The sequence below is a fragment of the Paenisporosarcina sp. P5_A11 genome, assembly GCF_056400705.1.
On record NZ_JBFUKT010000327.1, the window covers coordinates 1 to 1,683 of the forward strand.

The following is a 1,683-nucleotide window of genomic DNA, read 5'->3' on the forward strand; positions in this document are numbered from 1 at the left end:
CTATGAATCATTAACAGTTGCAGAACTAGCGAAAAAATTAGGTAGAGAGCCATCTGAAATCATCAAAAAATTATTCTTACTTGGTGTAATGGCAACAATTAACCAAGAGTTAGATAAAGATGCAATTGAATTAATTTGTACAGATTACGGTGTCGAAGTAGAAGAAKAGATTCGTGTAGATATTTCTGATTTAGAAGGATATTTCGAGGGCGAACAAGAAGAACAAGGTGTTCAACTAGAACGTCCACCAGTTGTAACAATTATGGGGCACGTTGACCATGGTAAAACAACTCTTCTAGATTCAATTCGAAAAACAAAAGTAACTGCTGGTGAAGCTGGCGGAATTACTCAACATATTGGAGCTTACCAAGTTGTTGAAAATGGCAAGAAAATTACATTCTTAGATACACCTGGACACGCAGCCTTTACAACGATGCGTGCTCGTGGAGCAAAAGTAACTGATATTACGATTTTGGTTGTAGCTGCTGATGATGGTGTAATGCCTCAAACAATTGAAGCAATAAACCATGCGAAAGCTGCAGAAGTGCCAATTATCGTTGCTGTGAATAAAATGGATAAACCATCTGCTAATCCTGAACGTGTTATGCAAGAATTAACTGAACATGGATTAGTTTCTGAAGAATGGGGCGGAGAAACAATCTTTGCACCTATCTCAGCTTTAAAAGGTGAGGGTATCGATAACTTATTAGAAATGATTCTTTTAGTTTCTGAAGTTGCTGAGCTAAAAGCAGACTCTAGACGTCGTGCAATTGGTACAGTAATCGAAGCTCAACTTGACAAAGGTCGCGGCTCTGTCGCAACACTTCTAATACAAGATGGAACACTAAAAATTGGAGATCCAATTGTAGTGGGTCACACGTATGGTCGTGTTCGTGCGATGGTCAACGATTTAGGTCGTCGAGTTAAAGAAGCGGGTCCAAGTACACCTGTTGAAATTACTGGGTTAAATGAAGTGCCTCAAGCTGGAGATCGTTTCGTAGTATTTGAAGATGAGAAAACAGCTCGCCAAGTTGGAGAGTCTCGTGCATCTACAGCTCTACAAGCACAACGTTCAGAAAAAACTCGTGTAACTCTTGATAACTTATTTGACCAAATGAAACAAGGTGAAATGAAAGAGTTAAACATTATTGTTAAAGCCGACGTTCAAGGTGCTGTTGAAGCTATGGCAGCTTCACTTATGAAGCTTGAAGTTGAAGGCGTAAATGTACGTATCATTCACACTGGTGCTGGTGCAATTACAGAATCTGATATCTCACTTGCTGCAGCTTCAAATGCAATCGTTATTGGATTTAATGTACGACCAGATACTAATGCAAAACGTGCAGCAGAAGCTGAAGGAGTGGACATTCGTCTACACCGCATTATCTATAAAGTAATTGAAGAAATTGAAGCTGCAATGACTGGATTACTAGATCCTGAATTCCAAGAAAAAATCATTGGTCAAGCTGAAGTTCGTGAAACGTTTAAGGTTACGAAAATTGGAACAATTGCTGGAAGTTATGTAACTGAAGGTAAAATTAGCCGAGATAGTGGCATCCGTGTTATTCGTGACAGCATTGTTGTATTTGAAGGTGAGTTAGATTCACTTAAACGCTTCAAAGATGATGCAAAAGAAGTTGCAAAAGGGTATGAATGTGGGATAACTGTGAAAAACTATCATGA

At 38.9% G+C, this 1,683-nt stretch carries 1 protein-coding gene; it reads left to right on the plus strand.

Translation table 11 applies throughout. The annotated features are described in order from the left end of the window. Window positions 1-1,683 (plus strand): translation initiation factor IF-2 (gene infB, locus AC1DOS_RS19960; protein ID WP_477538886.1); only part of this gene is annotated, 1,683 nt, incomplete at both ends.